The sequence below is a fragment of the Desulfobacterales bacterium genome, from assembly GCA_034003325.1.
GTDB lineage: Bacteria > Desulfobacterota > Desulfobacteria > Desulfobacterales > JAFDDL01 > JAVEYW01.
In genome coordinates, this window is record JAVEYW010000016.1 from 48400 (window position 1) to 64469 (window position 16070).

General features: G+C 49.8%; 17 protein-coding genes. 8 read left to right on the forward strand and 9 right to left on the reverse strand.

Annotation, left to right across the window (positions count from 1 at the left end; genetic code table 11):
- Nucleotides 1-225: 225 nt before the first annotated feature.
- Both RBT11_15970 and RBT11_15975 read left to right on the forward strand, forming a co-directional pair.
- A complete protein-coding gene (locus tag RBT11_15970) occupies nucleotides 226-480 on the forward strand; it encodes a cytoplasmic protein (GenBank protein MDX9788276.1) in 255 nt (84 codons plus the stop codon).
- A 92-nt stretch (nucleotides 481-572) separates the two neighbouring features.
- Nucleotides 573-1769: an aminopeptidase gene (locus RBT11_15975; protein MDX9788277.1), complete on the forward strand. Its 1197-nt coding sequence runs from the start codon at nucleotides 573-575 to the stop codon at nucleotides 1767-1769.
- Here the strand turns inward: RBT11_15975 and RBT11_15980 are convergent.
- The gene (locus RBT11_15980; protein ID MDX9788278.1) at nucleotides 1766-1966 is read right to left on the reverse strand and encodes a hypothetical protein; all 201 of its coding nucleotides are present in this window, start codon (nucleotides 1964-1966) and stop codon (nucleotides 1766-1768) included. The two genes, RBT11_15975 and RBT11_15980, sit on opposite strands and share 4 nt — an antisense overlap.
- A 305-nt stretch (nucleotides 1967-2271) precedes the next feature.
- Between RBT11_15980 and RBT11_15985 the strand changes: the two genes are divergently transcribed.
- Entirely contained in the window at nucleotides 2272-3246 is a 975-nt protein-coding gene (locus tag RBT11_15985) for a GDP-mannose 4,6-dehydratase (protein ID MDX9788279.1), read from the forward strand.
- Here the strand turns inward: RBT11_15985 and RBT11_15990 are convergent.
- The 4 genes from RBT11_15990 to RBT11_16005 all read right to left on the reverse strand — a co-directional run bounded on the left by RBT11_15990 (nucleotide 3224) and on the right by RBT11_16005 (nucleotide 5943).
- The gene (locus tag RBT11_15990; GenBank protein ID MDX9788280.1) at nucleotides 3224-3601 is read right to left on the reverse strand and encodes a response regulator; all 378 of its coding nucleotides are present in this window, start codon (nucleotides 3599-3601) and stop codon (nucleotides 3224-3226) included. The genes RBT11_15985 and RBT11_15990 overlap by 23 nt on opposite strands.
- Before the next feature lie 164 nt (nucleotides 3602-3765).
- The gene (locus tag RBT11_15995) at nucleotides 3766-4263 is read right to left on the reverse strand and encodes a bifunctional nuclease family protein (protein ID MDX9788281.1); all 498 of its coding nucleotides are present in this window, start codon (nucleotides 4261-4263) and stop codon (nucleotides 3766-3768) included.
- Nucleotides 4253-5668: a tRNA (N6-isopentenyl adenosine(37)-C2)-methylthiotransferase MiaB gene (gene miaB / locus RBT11_16000; GenBank protein MDX9788282.1), complete on the reverse strand. Its 1416-nt coding sequence runs from the start codon at nucleotides 5666-5668 to the stop codon at nucleotides 4253-4255. Before miaB ends, RBT11_15995 begins: the two co-directional genes overlap by 11 nt.
- The gene (locus tag RBT11_16005; protein MDX9788283.1) at nucleotides 5665-5943 is read right to left on the reverse strand and encodes a DUF4911 domain-containing protein; all 279 of its coding nucleotides are present in this window, start codon (nucleotides 5941-5943) and stop codon (nucleotides 5665-5667) included. The genes miaB and RBT11_16005 overlap by 4 nt, the downstream gene beginning before the upstream one ends.
- A 150-nt stretch (nucleotides 5944-6093) precedes the next feature.
- Between RBT11_16005 and recJ the strand changes: the two genes are divergently transcribed.
- Together recJ and RBT11_16015 are read left to right on the forward strand one after the other, a co-directional pair.
- On the forward strand, nucleotides 6094-7830 hold the full coding sequence (gene recJ, locus RBT11_16010) for a single-stranded-DNA-specific exonuclease RecJ (GenBank protein ID MDX9788284.1): 1737 nt from the start codon (nucleotides 6094-6096) through the stop codon (nucleotides 7828-7830).
- Complete coding sequence (locus RBT11_16015) at nucleotides 7827-9002, forward strand: DUF1343 domain-containing protein (GenBank protein ID MDX9788285.1); 1176 nt, start codon at nucleotides 7827-7829, stop codon at nucleotides 9000-9002. Before recJ ends, RBT11_16015 begins: the two co-directional genes overlap by 4 nt.
- A gap of 107 nt (nucleotides 9003-9109) precedes the next feature.
- On the opposite strand, the gene RBT11_16020 is transcribed toward RBT11_16015, so the two are convergent.
- Nucleotides 9110-9388, reverse strand: a complete 279-nt coding sequence (locus tag RBT11_16020) for a hypothetical protein (protein ID MDX9788286.1) — start codon at nucleotides 9386-9388, stop codon at nucleotides 9110-9112.
- A gap of 445 nt (nucleotides 9389-9833) precedes the next feature.
- Here RBT11_16020 and RBT11_16025 point away from each other — a divergent pair, with 445 nt between their 5' ends.
- Genes RBT11_16025 through dapB form a run of 3 tightly spaced genes read left to right on the forward strand, consistent with a single transcriptional unit; the run spans nucleotide 9834 to nucleotide 15033 of the window.
- Entirely contained in the window at nucleotides 9834-12473 is a 2640-nt protein-coding gene (locus RBT11_16025; GenBank protein ID MDX9788287.1) for a 1-acyl-sn-glycerol-3-phosphate acyltransferase, read from the forward strand.
- Nucleotides 12470-14179 carry a sugar phosphate nucleotidyltransferase gene (locus RBT11_16030; GenBank protein ID MDX9788288.1) on the forward strand — a complete coding sequence of 570 codons (1710 nt, stop codon included), beginning with the start codon at nucleotides 12470-12472 and terminating at the stop codon, nucleotides 14177-14179. Before RBT11_16025 ends, RBT11_16030 begins: the two co-directional genes overlap by 4 nt.
- A 23-nt stretch (nucleotides 14180-14202) precedes the next feature.
- A complete protein-coding gene (gene dapB / locus RBT11_16035; protein ID MDX9788289.1) occupies nucleotides 14203-15033 on the forward strand; it encodes a dihydrodipicolinate reductase in 831 nt (276 codons plus the stop codon).
- A 12-nt stretch (nucleotides 15034-15045) separates the two neighbouring features.
- On the opposite strand, the gene RBT11_16040 is transcribed toward dapB, so the two are convergent.
- From RBT11_16040 to RBT11_16050, 3 genes are read right to left on the reverse strand one after another with little or no spacing between them, the layout of a single operon-like run.
- Entirely contained in the window at nucleotides 15046-15567 is a 522-nt protein-coding gene (locus RBT11_16040; protein ID MDX9788290.1) for a c-type cytochrome, read from the reverse strand.
- Nucleotides 15568-15795, reverse strand: coding sequence for a hypothetical protein (locus RBT11_16045; GenBank protein ID MDX9788291.1), 228 nt, complete (start codon nucleotides 15793-15795; stop codon nucleotides 15568-15570). It abuts the gene before it with no gap.
- On the reverse strand, nucleotides 15795-16070 hold the full coding sequence (locus RBT11_16050) for a hypothetical protein (protein ID MDX9788292.1): 276 nt from the start codon (nucleotides 16068-16070) through the stop codon (nucleotides 15795-15797). Before RBT11_16050 ends, RBT11_16045 begins: the two co-directional genes overlap by 1 nt.

Here is a 16070-nt window from a genome sequence, read left to right on the forward strand (position 1 = left end):
AAAGTCTCTTGTTGCAAGTGAACAGGGAATAAGCGCTTTTCGCCCATCCCGTCAAGCAAAAAGCCTTGGCTTGCTTGCCCGTTCGCATTTCACTTTTTTTATGAAGCCCGCTTGACCGGACCGATACGTTACCGTATGGTTCAGGCAATCGTCATACCTTGTCGCGCACCTGAAATATGCCACCAGGTGACAGGGCTTTGAACCATTTACCGCGGATGCAATGACATGGGAATCCACTCTCACACTTTTGTAGAGGAATATGCCGGCCTGGTTGGATTTGGACTGGACCGGCAAACCGATGAAAACACGGTGATTTATTATCTGCAAAAATTCAGCGACGATGCGCTGATCAAGCACCTGATTCCTAAATTGCCGAATCGTGCCCTGGAAGATATTTTCAACCTGATCAACCGAATGCTCAAAGAAAATCTCTCGGAATCCGAATACCACCGGTTCTTTCTAAAGGATGGCATCGAATGATTCAGAAATTGATGATAGTTTATCCATTCGAAAGCGGCAGCTGGCCGAGCGATGGGATTCTCAAATAGGTACATACTAATGGAGGACAATCCATGCTGACGGAAAAACAACTTCAGCGTTATGCGGACGTTTTGCTGTGGGGGCTTCACACCGCCCGTAATGGCCGAATCAAAAAAAATGAGGTCGTTTTAATCCGGTATGATATGCCGGCGATTCGGCTGGCCGAAATTTTGTACGCCAAGCTGCTTGAAATGGGAATTCATCCGATTCAGCGGGCGGGCTTAACGCCGGTTATGGAAAAGCAGTTCTACACATCGGCCAATTCAAAGCAACTCGTCTTTCGCGTACCCGGCGATGATGCCTTGTACCAACATCTCAACGGCAGCATTTTTCTCCATGCCCCGGTGTCTATCACGCACCTTGCGGATACGGATCCGTCAAAAATCGCGAAAGCAACCGTCGCTAAGAAATACCTGAGGGACATTTTAGACAGCCGCGAGGAAAAGGGGCTTTTCAGTTGGACCTTGTGTACGCTGCCCACAGCGGAACTATCCCGTCAGGCGGGCATGGGCATAAAAGCCTACGGCGCTCAAATCGCAAAAGCGTGCTTTCTGGACCGGAAAGACCCTGTCCATCACTGGCGCGAAATTCATCGCGCGGCCGGCGAAATAAAAGATCGGCTCAACCGGCTGGCCATCGACCATTTCCATATCGAGTCAAGCGATGTCGATTTAACGGTCACTCCCGGCGCGAAAAGAAAATGGCTCGGCATTTCAGGGCATAACATACCGAGTTTTGAGCTTTTTCTTTCACCCGATTGGCACGGCACGCACGGCCGCTACTACGCGGACCAACCCTCTTATCGCAGCGGAAACTATGTCCGGGGGGTCCGGCTTGAATTTGCCAATGGAAAAGCCGTCTCCGTCCGCGCCGAGGTGGGTGAGGCGTTCGTCAACCATCAGCTCTCCATGGACAGCGGCGCGTGCCGAATTGGCGAATTCTCATTGACCGATAAACGCTTTTCCCGAATCAATGCCTTTATGGCAAACACCCTTTATGACGAAAATTACGGTGGGAAATTCGGGAATTGCCATATTGCGCTCGGTGCGTCCTATTCTGACTCATTTAACGGCGCCCCCGCCTCTCTTACGCCCGAACTGAAGAAAAAATTGGGTTTCAACCACTCGGCACTTCACTGGGATCTTGTCAATACACAACCCAAACGCGTCACCGCCCATTTGAAATCAGGTGGCAGAACCGTTATTTACGAAAATGGTCTATTTCTTTAAGCGCCCGAACGGCCATCATCACACGGCTCTATGGATTCGGCCAACCTGGCGTGTTCGGCCGTGGTGGACAATTCACATACCGGCAGGGGCAGCACCGTCATCTGCCGGCCGCAACATTTCGGGGGAGAGTCTTTCGAATCGGCAAGCACTTTCCGGCTGCCGCAATTTTCACAGGTAAAGGTCTTCGAGTTGTTCATGGCATCCTCCTTTTTGCGGGTAAATCGGGCACTGCATTCCTTATTGATTAAACCCCGTATCAGCAACATGCACGCTTTTGCGTGTATATTCGCCGAAGGTGAAAGATTGCTTTTATGCATCCCAGCATTCCAGCATCCGGCTTTGCCGGATTAGGAGACACCCGCTTATTTCCTTTTAACTTAGCCTATGGTAATCAACACCGTCGACATAATCAAGGAACAGCGGGAAATATTAATTGCGTATTTTACCCATCTTCAGTAGAAAGTGGCGTTTTTTTGCCCAATGATATGAACAGGAGCTCGGCATGCGTGTTTTAATCACCGGCGGCGCCGGATTTATCGGATCACACCTCACAGAAGCATACTTGAAAAACGGGGACACGGTGTATATCGTTGATAATCTGTCAACCGGCGCCCTGAATAATATAAAATTGTTTCAGAAAGATGTACGATATAAAAACCGGCTTCACATGTACACGGACACCATTTTTAACTACGATCTGATGCTGGAGTTAGTAGGGACTTGCGATGTTGTCTTTCACTTGGCCGCTGCGGTCGGCGTTCGCTACATACTTGACAACCCACTTGAATCCATCAAAGTCAATATTCATGGAACGGAAAACGTACTTGAGCTCTGCGCCAAATTTAAAAAAAAGGTATTGATCGCTTCCTCATCGGAGGTCTACGGAAAGCATACGCATGCGCCCTTGGTCGAAACCGATAATATTATTTATGGGCCGTCTACCAAATTCCGGTGGAGCTATGCAGCCTCAAAATTAATCGATGAATTTACGGCGCTGGCCTATTATCGCACCAAGGGACTCGAAGTGGTCATCGCCCGCCTGTTCAATACGGTAGGGCCCCGCCAAACCGGCGCATACGGGATGGTGTTGCCCAGATTCGTCAGCCAGGCGCTTAAAAACGAGCCGCTCCAAGTGTATGGCGACGGCACACAAACTCGCACCTTCACGTACGTCAAAGACGTGGTTCAGGCACTCATATCGCTTATGGATTCGAACCACACGGCCGGAGAAGTGTTTAATATCGGAGGGGATGAAGAAACCACCATTTTACAGTTGGCTGAAAAAACTATCGCGGCGGCGCAATCCGAGTCGATTATAAAGATTATCCCTTATGATGAGGTGTTCGAAAAAGATTTTGAGGATATGCAGCGGCGGGTGCCGGGCATCGATAAAATACGGAAAGCCGTTGGATTTGAGCCCAAAACGGACCTGGATACGATTCTAAACCAGGTGATCAATTATGCCCGGCAGAATTAGGTCCTACGCCTTCCGGGAAAACCCGCCGAAGATGCGCCAAAAGTTCATATATGGAAAAGGGTTTGGGGAGTATCAAATCAAAATCATGCGTCCCCAAAAGTGCAGGGGTTCCGGACATGGCGATAACGGGGGTCTTTTTTTTATCCGACCTGCGAATATGGTTAACAACCTCGACACCACCAAATCGGGGCATCATCACATCCGTCAAAACGACATCAATATGGAATTGATCAAACAGCGCAACGCCTTGCTCACCACCTACCGCAACCAGCACCTCAAAGCCAAAACGGGTCAATGCCCGATGCAGCATGTCGGTAATGGCTTTCTCATCATCAATAACTAGAACAGTACCCACAATCAGACCACAACAGCATTAGGAAAATATTAACAGCGCAGGGGACGGTTTTTTTCTCGATACAGCGGAATAATACCAATTTTCCCATTTGTCAACTTAAATTTGAGTACTTAAATTTGAGAATTTTTTGGAAAATTCACCACTGAAAACAGATGACCGTTTCGTCAAATTTTATATTTTCCAAAAGCGTCCGGAGAAAGGCTTTCTAAATATTCCGCCCACTTCTTGCCCTCCAGGCTCTTATCGGTCAGCTCGCCTTCCGGCCCCTGTATTTTCGATTTTTCGATCACCTTGTCGTCAATATAAATCGGCGCGCTCAACCGCAGGGCGATGGCGATGGCATCACTGGGTCTTGCATCCATTTCAAATCGCGACGCATCAGAGGCAAAATGAAGGCGGGCAAAAAACGTATTGTCATGAATATCGCAGATTTCTACTTTTAACAAATCGACCTGTACCCGTTCCAGGACATTTTTAAACAGATCATGCGTCATCGGCCTATCAAATTTGATGCTTTGCAGCACCGAGGCGATGGAGGTGGCCTCAAGGAGCCCAATCCAAATGGGGATGACCTCGCCGTCATCCTCCGTTTTAAGAAAAATAATCGGACTGTTCGATGCCGGATCCATGGTCATGCCCGCAACACTGGCTTTATGCAGCATAGCTGTTAACTCCTTTCTTGGGGGACAATGAAAGGTCCGAACCGCAAGGTCTTCCCCACAAAGAATGAGCCATCGCCCTTTCAACTCGAACATCCACCAGAGTTCCGGTCAAGTCAAAACAAGCCGCCTTATCCTCAACGGAAAAATTAACAATTTTATTACCGGTTGTCCGTCCGCTCCATTGCGGGGTCGATGAAATTCCCCACCCCTCAACGCCGCCATGTTGCTTGCTCGGTCCCTCGACCAGAACGCTCACGATGGAACCGACCATCGCCCGGTTCTTTTCGTCGGTAATCCGGCTTTGAAGAGCCAGCAATTCCTGAAGTCTTTCTTTTCTCTCTTCTTCGGGAAGCTTTCCTTTAAAATGGACTGCCGGCGCATGGGGTCGGTCTGAATATATAAATGCAAACACGCTGTCGTATTGAACGGTTTTAATTAAACCAAGGGTATCTTCAAAATCGGCACGCGTTTCACCGGGAAAGCCCACGATAAAATCCGACGAAACCGCGATATCCCGGCACGCGGCACGCAATTTGCGGATTTTCTCCAGATACATTTCCCGCGTGTAGCGACGGTTCATTATCTGCAAAATGCGATTTGACCCCGACTGAACCGGAAGATGAATATGATGGCACAGTTTGTCAAGCCGAGCGAACGCATCCATCAGTTCATCTGAGAGATCCTTGGGATGGCTCGTGGTAAACCGAATTCGAACAAGCCCTTTAATTTCATTGACCTGCGCCAGCAACTCGGGAAAGGAGCATAGCCCCTCTTTTTTTCCGTAACTGTTGACGTTTTGCCCGAGCAGCGTAATTTCGCCGGCGCCGGCCGCGACCAGGGATTTAATCTCCGCCAGTATTTTTTCAGGTTCCCGGCTGGTTTCACGGCCCCGGACAAAGGGGACGACACAATAGGCGCAATAATTATCACATCCCCGCATAATGGTGACAAACCGAGACGGCCGTGCATCAAGGACGCCTCTTTTTTCCGGGGCCTGTTCCATGCACGTTTCAGCCATCTCCAGATCGACGATGCGGCATTTTTTTTCGGCAATTTTCTGAACCATTTCCGGCAGCCGATGAATCGTCCGGGTTCCGAAAACAAGGTCAACATGAGAAACCCGACGAAGAATTTTTTCACCCTCCTGCTGGGCAACACATCCGCCCACGCCGATAATCAGTTCGGGCTTTTTTCCCTTTAACTCCGCCAGCCGCCCCAAAAAACTAAAGGCTTTTTGTTCGGCTTTTTCCCGCACGGAACAGGTGTTGAGCAAAATGACATCCGCCGCCTCAATCGTCTCGGTCCTCTCAAACCCCACCGCACCAAGACTTTGGGCCATCTGATCGGAATCATACACATTCATCTGGCATCCGATGGTCTGAATATATAGGTATTTTTTTTTCATTCACTATTTCTCAAAAGCATTTCACAACGAGTCAACAGCTCGTTTTCTTCTGCTTCTTTCATCGCCGCAATCGGCCGCATCATCGCCTCTTGTTGCATTTCTTCAATTAGCGCATCTGTCTCTGGTTCACATCCGGGCGCCACATAAAGTACCACCAATCCGTCCTTTGAATCCAACGTGCTAAGGCCTGCAATGCCGTCATAGGCTTCCAACAGGAACCGAAGCAGGTAAATCGCCCTGCGATCCATTCGATAGTATCGTTTCAGTGTTTCCATGGCGTGAATAAGCGATTTGTCTCCATCTTTTTTATCAGGGTAACACCATCTTCCTTTTTATTTCAACCTAAATCCTGACCACCCGCCAAAAAGCCCACAGGGAACATTTATGATTGTCGAATTGCCTGTTTTGGGGTATATCGCGGATCTATGAAAGAGCAGTGGCAGATTCTGACGCCGGACAAAGAAACCGTGCGGCACTTGTGTGAGGCCCTCAAATGCCACCCGGTTACGGCGGGTGTTCTGGTAAATCGCAACCTTTCCTCTTTTGCCGACGCGCAGGCCTTCATTCATGCAGCGTTAAAAAATCTTCGCTCACCATTCGGCATCAAGGATATGGACCGGGCCGTCCGCAGAATACACGCCGCGATTGTCCGGAAAGAAAAAATTCATATCTTCGGGGACTACGATGTGGACGGTATCAGCGCAACGGTACTGCTTTATGAGTTTCTACGCGCAGCCGGCGGACTCGTGGACTATTACGTGCCGCATCGGGTCTCTGAAGGATACGGGCTTCGAGAAAAACACATTCACGATTACGTCGCACCCAATCACTATCAACTGCTTATCACAGTGGATTGCGGAATAAGCAGTCACAAAGCGGCCATTGCGGCCAAGCAAGCGGGAATCGATCTGATCATCACGGACCACCACCAAGTTCCGGAAACACTGCCCGATGCCTTCGCCGTGATCAATCCCAAGCGCACGGATTGCACCGCCGGATTCGACGACGCGGCCGGTGTCGGGGTGGTGTATTTCGTTCTCATCTGCCTGCGTAAGTACTTAAGAGACATGGGATTTTGGATGGATCGGCCCGAACCGAACTTAAAAAACGCCTGTGATTTGGTGGCACTGGGAACTGTGGCAGACATTGTCCCCCTTACCGGAGAAAACCGGATTCTCACCAAAATCGGGCTGGAGGTGATCAATGCCGGTCTTCGGCCCGGTATTCAGGCATTGCTCTCGGCTGCGGCCGTTCGCGACCCGGTTGCCAGCGAAGATGATATCTCCTACCGGTTAGCACCCCGCCTCAACGCGGCCGGCAGAATTGATCACGCCCAATGCGCCATCGAACTGCTGACAACCCGGGATTCGGCGCAAGCAAGAACGATCGCCGATACGCTCAATGGGATGAATGCGAAACGGCAATCGATCGAAAAAGATATTTTAAAACAAATTCGAGACCGCCTGCCGTTATCCTATCCGGACTTAACCCAACGCCCCGCCATTATCCTTTCCGACACCCGGTGGCATGAAGGGGTTCTCGGTATCGTTGCAGCCAAGTTGGCCGATCGATACTATCGGCCCGTGATTCTGATTTCCACCCGAAATGGCGCCGGCAAAGGCTCTGCCAGGAGCATTCCCGGGTTCAATCTGTACGAGGGGCTGAAACTGACCGAAAATTACCTGGAAAGCTTTGGTGGACATGCCCGTGCGGCAGGGCTGTCCATCAAGCGGGAAAATATTTCCGGATTCACCCGCGAATTTGAAGCGATTGTTAAAGCCCAAACCGAACTATCGGCGTTTATCCCTGTTCTGACCATTGATCAGGAACTGAGTTTTGATCAGATTTCTCCACGGCTGGCGGATGAACTGGAAAAGTTGCAGCCTTTCGGCGAAGGAACCCCGGAACCCCTTTTTATGTCCCGCAATCTAAAGGTTACCTATTCTCAACTCATCGGCAATGCCCATCGCAGAATGAGCTTAATGCAACCGGGCGCAAAAACCGATCAAGTCATAAGCGCCATACAGTTTAATGTCGATACGGGCTGCGCCTTTCCGGAATATCTGGAAAAAATCGCGTACCGGCTTCGCTGGAACCGGTGGAACGGAAAAAAAACAATGCAAATGCTTATTGAAGCGATTTGTCCCAAGGAAACCGCATGAATCCAACCATTCAAACCGGCCTTGAACACTTCTTGACGGCACCGCCCAAAACAATCCACGGACAGCGCCTGGGGCTTTTGTGCAACCCGGCTTCCGTCAATTCAGCGCTTCAACATGCCCGGGATTTGATTCACCAGCGCTTTCCGGGACAGCTAACCACACTTTTTTCGCCCCAGCACGGCTTTTTTTCCGAAAAACAGGATAACATGATCGAATCGGCAAACCTGCGGGATGAGGCATTGGGTATCCCCGTTTATAGCCTTTACGGAAAAACCCGGAAACCCACCGAGGAAATGTTCGATTCCATCGACACCCTTCTCATCGACTTGCAGGATGCGGGCACACGTGTCTATACGTTCATTTACACCATGAGCTATTGCCTGGAGGCGGCCCGCAAATACGGAAAAACGGTGATTGTGCTTGACCGGCCCAATCCCGTGGGGGGTCTTGCGGTCGAGGGAAATTGCCTTTCAAAGGATTGCGCTTCGTTCGTGGGGCGCTTTCCCATTCCCATGCGACACGGCATGACCATTGGTGAGCTGGCCCGGTTGTTCAACCATGCCTATGGCATCGGCTGCGATCTTTCGGTCATTCCCATAAAAGGGTGGCGCAGGGCCATGTATTTTGAAGACACCGGTCTCCCCTGGGTGGCCCCGTCGCCGAATTTGCCGACGCCGATTTCCGCACTGGTATATCCGGGCCAGGTTATTTGGGAAGGCACCAATATCTCCGAAGGCCGGGGAACCACTCAGCCGTTCGAACTCTTTGGTGCGCCGTTTCTGAATACCGGCAAAATTCTCGATCATATTCAGGAATCAAGTATGCCGGGTGTCATCCTGAGAGCGCTCGGCTTTGAGCCCACCAGCAACAAATGGCAGGGAAGGTTGTGCCGCGGGTTTCAACTCCATGTCACGGACCGGGCGACATTCAGGCCCTACCGAACCACCCTCTTACTCATGCAGACCATTATCGGCCTGCACCGGAAAGATTTTTCATGGAAAGCCCCCCCTTATGAATATGAATATTCCAGGCTTCCCATCGACCTGATTCTCGGGGATTGCCGCATTCGGAAACAAATTGAACGACTAGAGAATATTGATAAAGTAGAAGCATCCTGGATGGGGAAAACGGCTGAATTTCACCAATTACGAGAAACGTATCTACTGTATTGAAACGGATAAACCGGGCATTTTAAGAAGGCATTAAGATTCCGGGCACAAAAAAGCGCCCTGCAATATCTTAAAATAAATGCAGGGCGCTTGATATCGGATAAGGCGATTTATGCCTTGGTTTTCAGTGTTTCAATCTCTTTTTTCAAATCGTCGATCTCTTTTTTATAATTTTCGGGATTGTCGTCACCGGCATCACCCTTGCTTTTTTCATTGCTTTTCCATGTATCTTTCAACTCGTCAAACCCGAGGTACAATGCCAGACCGCCCCCCATCAGCAACATGGCCGGGATTGAGCCCGCCAGTAAGTCCAGAAACGGCTTCCACCAGACAGATATGCCGATAAGGCCCAAAACGGCCGCAATTGCCCCACCAATTAGCGTCTTCATAAAAAAAGTCCTCCTTTTAAGTATGTTCTCAATTCTATATGCGGCTTCAATGGAAATTCGTACCTTCGCCTGCTTTGTTTTAATTCAATGGTCCATACGGGAAAAAGCATCGGGTTTCAGCCCGCAACCGATCGTTCTAAAATGAAAAAACCGCCCCACCTTCATGGCGGCCTCCGCTTGATTTGAAGCTTTCTCCTCCTCGATTTGGGCGCATAAACACCAAATTTTCGAAACGGTATCATAACAACTATTGATGCGCAAGAATATTTTTACCCGAAGTGGTCCATCCGCATGAACCCATCGGCGACGCTTACGCATTTTTTGGTTTAACAGATTGAATTTTTTATTAAAAAAATGATGGCACCCCTCGGATTTAGCCGTTGCATTTGCCGTATATATCTGTTATCTCCGAGGCCGAAAAACAGTGAATTCATCGGAATTTGTTATGATGCATCTATTCAAAATCTGGCTTGAAAAAATTACTAATACTTACAACCGATGGGCAGGTTACGCCCTTCGGAACACCCATCACCATTATTTTTGCGAATTGCCCGCGCAAATCAGCTGGCCCGCCCATTTGCTCTTGAAACTGTTTTATCGCGGTCTGACCGTCAATACGGAACAAACGGCCGCGATTCAAAAGATCGAACCGAACGCTATTATTATCTATGCCAACAAGTTTCAGAGCAAATTCGAATACCTTTTCTATTATACGCGATATAAGGAACACAAGTTACCGATTCCTGAAATCGGGTTGGGATACAAAACAAGGCTGTGGCAGCCGCCAACACGCGTGTTTCGAATTTTCTTCTCCTATTTTGACTATTTTCTACGCCATCGCCGCCTGCAAGACCCCTATGAAACCGGCTATATACAAGAGGCTCTGATCTCCGGGAAAAGCGCCTTTTTAACTCTGATTGAAGAAAAGGGGTTTTACCGCCGTTTCGTGAAAGCGGAAACTGATCCGGTACAATACCTCATCGATGTGCAGCAGCAGATAGAACGTCCCATCTATATTGTTCCCCATCTGATGTTCTTTGACAGAAAACCACCGCGACAAACAACCGGAATAGTGGACATTTTTTTCGGAACGGAAGCCAAGCCCGGAAAACTTAGACGCTTTTTCACGCTGTTCAAAAACCCCGAAAAAATTTTTTTTGAAATTTCGACACCGCTCAATCTGAAGGAATTCATCAATGAACCGGGGAACCGGTCGCTTTCATCCTATCATCTGGCAATTCACTTGCGCCGCAAATTAATCGTTCAGTTCAACCGCCACCGTCAAAGCATCACCGGTCCGGTCCTGAAATCCAGGGAAGAGCTCAAGGAAAACATCCTTACCAACGAACGCCTCAGAAGTATCATGGTCCAACATGCTGAAAAGCGTGAAGTATCCATCCATGAAGTCTATAAAGAAGCATCGGATTACATTGATGAGATCGCCGCCAGATATAATAATTCCGTCTTGGCGGTAGGCGCTTTCGTGGTCAGACAAATCATTCGAATCATGTTCGACGGTATATCGGTAAACAGCGATATGCTCAAGCAGATTAAAAGCGCGGCCCGCCAAGGCCCTCTCATTCTGGTTCCCTGCCACAAAAGCCATATCGATTACCTGATTCTTTCCTATCTGTTCTACATGAACAATATGCCCGCTCCTCATGTGGTGGCCGGAAAGAATCTCTTTTTCTGGCCCCTCGGGCCTTTTTTCAGGGCTGCGGGCGCTTTTTCCATTCGCCGATCCTTCAAGGGCGCGGTTTTTTATTCCAAAGTATTTGCCGAATACATTCACAAACTTCTTGAAGAGGGGTTCAATATCGAGCTCTTTATCGAGGGCGGACGAAGCCGGACCGGTAAGCTGATCATGCCCCAGTTGGGGTTTTTATCAATCCTGCTCAATGCATATAAAAATAATGCCTGCGAAGATATGAATTTTGTACCGATTTTCGTTGGATATGACCGGGTTCCCGAAGAAAAATCGTACCTTTACGAAATCGAAGGCGGCAAAAAAAAGCCTGAAAACCTGCGACAGGTGTTGCGCGCCCGCAAGGCCCTGAAGAAAAAGTACGGTCGTATCTATGTGCGAATCGCAGAACCGATTCCCCTCAAATCACTCCTGGAACAAAAACAAATCGATCTGCAGGATGCCTCTCAAAAAACCTTCAATCATTTGTGTCGGTATATCGGCCAGCGACTCATTCATGCCATCGATCGCGCCTCAGTTGTCACGCCTCACGCCCTGGTTGCCGGCGCGGTCCTTCATTTCACGGAAAACGGCTTCACGAAGGCTCAGATGCTGGGGCATATCGAAACCTTTATGACTTATATTCTTTCCCAGCACGTCGCCATCGCGGACACGCTGCTGCTCAATCACACGCAGGCGGCAAAGCACGTATTCAACCTTTATCGAAACCGCCGATTTATCGAGCAGGTCACTCCCGAAAAAGACACTGCCGAAACAGCGCCGCTCTTTACCGTCAATGTGGCCAAGCGGCATAATCTTGAGTACTATAAGAACAACAGCATTTCCTTCTTCATTCCGGCGGCCTTTACCGCGCTGATCATTCTTGAAAAAGATGCCTTTCAGTTCTCGGCTGCCGATTTACGGGAAAATTATGTATTTCTTCAGACTCTGTTTAAAAACGAATTTAATTTCGACCCGGATCAATCCCCGGAAAGGTTCGTCCGAAAGACCCTAAAGGCCTTCATTGACGACGCGATCCTGATGCCCCACCCTATGTTGCCCGACACGTACAACCTGACATCGGTCGGTTATCGAAAGCTCGGGTTGTTTGCCCGGTTGATAAAACCATACCTTGAAGCCTATTGGGTGGTATTGAGCTTTCTGAAAGCCAACTCGAAAAACGCCATGAAGCCCAAGGATCGCCTGAAAAAAATACAGACGCTGGGACAACGCATGTACAAGGGCAAAGAAATCGAGAGGAGGGAAGCGCTCTCCAGAATATATTATGAAAACGCGCTGGACGCTTACAACGCCGAAGGCATAAAAGGCGGCGAAAACACGGAAGAAATTTCGACCTTCGCTGAAAAAATCAGACGGTATCTTGATGTGACGGCCTCATGAAAGCCTTGATTCTTGCCGCGGGATTCGGAACCCGATTGCGGCCCTATACCGTGAACACACCCAAGCCGCTGTTTACCATCGACGGCCAAGCACTTCTGGATAGAATCATATGTCAACTCTATCAAGCCGGTTGCAGCGATATTATCGTCAACACGCATCATCTTTCCCATCAAATCGAGGCGCATCTGGCCAATCGAACCTATCCGGTTCCGGTCGGCACGCGGTACGAACCTGTCGTATTGGGAACAGGCGGCGCCATTCGTAGTGCCGCCGATTTTTGGGACGACACCCCTTTCATGGTCATCAACAGCGACATCGTCACGGATATTGATCTTAGAGGCGTGTACGAATTTCATTGCCGCCATCACACACCGGCCACGCTGGTGTTGACCGATGCCCCCGCATTTAACACCGTGGTGATAGACGATCATGACCGGATTGTTGAATTTACCGAAAACGAGGATGGCGATCCGCCGATTGAAAAATACCGAAGGCTTACATTCACCGGCATCCAGGTGTTAGACTCGGCGGTTATTCAGTTGATCCCAAACGCGCCGTTTGTGAACAGTATTGATGTGTACCGGCGATTGATCTCCAGGAAAACACCCCCCAAAGCCTTTATCGCCGTGAATCAGCAATGGGAAGATATCGGCACGGTTGAGCGTTACCGAAAAATCGCCCGGAATGTAACCGCGGCACGGGCGTTTCAAACGGTATTCGGAGAAAAACCTAAGCCGCCGATTCAGCAAACGCTTCTGGCTGGAGACGGATCGGACCGCACCTGGCATCGCCTTCGGGCAGGCACACACAGCCTTGTCATGGCGGATCACGGCATTCGAAACCAGGCACCGCCAGCAGAAATCGATTCTTTCGTTTCCATCGGCTCGCATCTTTATGAAAAGAAAGTACCCGTTCCTAGAATTTTCCGGTACGATTCTTTTTCCGGCATGGTTTTCTTGGAGGACCTGGGGGATACACACTTACAGGCCTACATTCGAAATCTAGCGGCCCCTGAAAAAATCGAATCCGCCTACCGTACCGTGATCGATCATTTGATTCACCTCTCACTTGCGGGCAAGCAGGGGTTTGACACTTCCTGGACCTATCAAACCGCCGCCTATGACAAACCGCTTGTGCTGGAGCGGGAATGTCGGTACTTTGTGGAAGCGTTTCTAAACGGTCACATGCACCTGGACTGCCGGTTTGAGAACCTTCAATCCGAGTTTGCGTATCTGGCCGATAACGCCTTGCGCTATTCGGTTTCTGGCCTTCTGCACCGGGATTTTCAGTCCCGAAACATCATGGTTCATAATGGCCGGTTTTATATTATCGATTTTCAGGGCGCCCGCTTGGGACCGATTCAGTATGATCTAGCTTCCCTGCTGATCGATCCCTATGTGGAATTGTCGGTACCCCTGCAAAACGCCTTGCTGAATTATGCCGTTGAAGCGCTCAGCACCCGGGCATCCATTGAACCGGAAGCCTTTCGGCAGGGCTACCGCTTTTGCCGCATTACCCGAAACCTGCAAATCCTGGGGGCCTTTGGCTTTTTAAACGGTGTCAAACAGAAACCCTATTTTGCGCAATATATTCCCGCAGCCTTGCGGTCATTGAATCAGGGATTGAGTCAACTCGACCCGGCGCCCTTAATTCAATTGAACCAACTGATACAAACCATCATGTCCCGTGAACCTTCACGGGAGTAAATCAAGATAAGGGAGACAATGAAATGAGCGCGATCAACGTCATGGTAAACGGGCTGCCCGGAAACGTCGCTGTCACCGTGGCCAAACACATTCACGCAGATGACCGGCTGAATCTCATCCCTTTTTCTTTGACCGGCCCGGAAATCGAGTACCCCGAGCATGTCCTTGATGGCGTTATCGTCAAGCTGGTCCGACCGGATATCCGGGAAAAAGAAATCACAACCATCAAAGCCAGGTATCCCGGCCTCATATCGGTAGACTATACGCATCCCACCGCCGTTAACGATAATGCGGCGTTTTACTGCCGCCACGGGCTTCCCTTTGTGATGGGCACCACCGGCGGCGACCGGGCACTGCTGCTCGATACGGTCACCCGGGCGGCGCTTCCCGCAGTAATCGCCCCCAATATGGCAAAGCAGATTGTCGGCCTTCAAGCGATTATGGAATACGCCGCCAGAGAATTCCCGGGGCTTTTTTCCGGCTACTCTCTGGAAGTAAAGGAAAGCCATCAGCAGGGAAAAGCCGACACCAGCGGCACGGCAAAGGCGATGGTTCAGTATTTTAATAAGATGGGGATTTCCTTTTCAGCCAACGACATTATTATGGAAAGAGATCCGAAGAAGCAAAAAACCGAATGGGGCGTTCCCGAGGAATATATCAAGGGGCATGCCTGGCACACCTATACCCTCATTTCAAAAGACAAAACCGTCAAATTCGCCTTTACGCACAATGTAAACGGCAGGGACGTCTATGCGCTGGGCACCGTGGATGCCATCCTTTTCCTGCAACAAAAAATTAAGGCCTGCGCCGCCGGCAAGGTGTACAGTATGATTGACGTGCTCAGGGGAAAGTAACCGAAAACATGGCTATGGCCGTATTCCGAGGGATTTCACATAGGCGATGATCCGCCACCGATCATCCATCATAATGGTCGAGGCCAGCGCGGGTTGCCTGCCGCCGGGAATGCCGTAACTGATTTCCTTGAACAACACCCCATCGGGCATGCCCTGAACTTTTTCAGATCGGAGATCTCCGGGCAGTGGGGCAAAACTTTGTCCCACCGTGCCGTTGCCGTCATGGTTTTTCCCATGGCATTGAATGCAATAATGGACATACAATATATTGCCGTTTGCCGCCTCGGCTCCCCTATCTGCAGGTGCCAAGGGAGACAAGATCTCTTCTCCGTTCATTCGGCGATATTCGGCCTCACCACCCTCCACCGGCACGGACCCCGGCGCCATATAGGAAATGGCTTCCTCGTGCGGCCGAATAGCGGGCGTCTCCCACATGCGGCCGAAAGGAAAGCGGTTATCGTAGAAAACAAAGAGTTGATAAGCCCCAACCGCAACCAAACCCAAAACCAGCATGATCCCGATGGTTTTTTTCATTTATTCCCCTTTTTCGCCCCTGATGTGCTGCGAATACGGCAAAGGCTCATAAATAGCATAGGGGGATTCACCCGGCACATCCGGCACGGGCCGGTAATCCCATTCGGGCTGGCCCTGGTCACCCACAACAAAAAAAGAAAAAGCCCCCTGGCTCAAAATAATCAAAAACAGCAGCAGGATAATAATCCAGTCCGGAAATCCGCTCTTTTTTTCCGAAAGCAAACTCATTATATTTTTACTCCCAACAGGCCGTGCAATAGAATGTAAAAAAAAGCCCAGAGCACCGTCCCGGCGATGATCAGGATCATGGCCAGCGGAAACGGGGCAGCCCGGTCTTCGATGCCTTCCGGATACCGGTAAAGAATACGGTTTTTTCGGTCCTCGTCCTTCTCTCCTTTAAAATGACCAAACCTTAGCGCCAGGGCAAATACGAGAATAAACAGCAGGGTCGGCAGCAACGCCAAAACAAGATGCTGAAAATTGAGAAGTTCGAAAAACCGCAT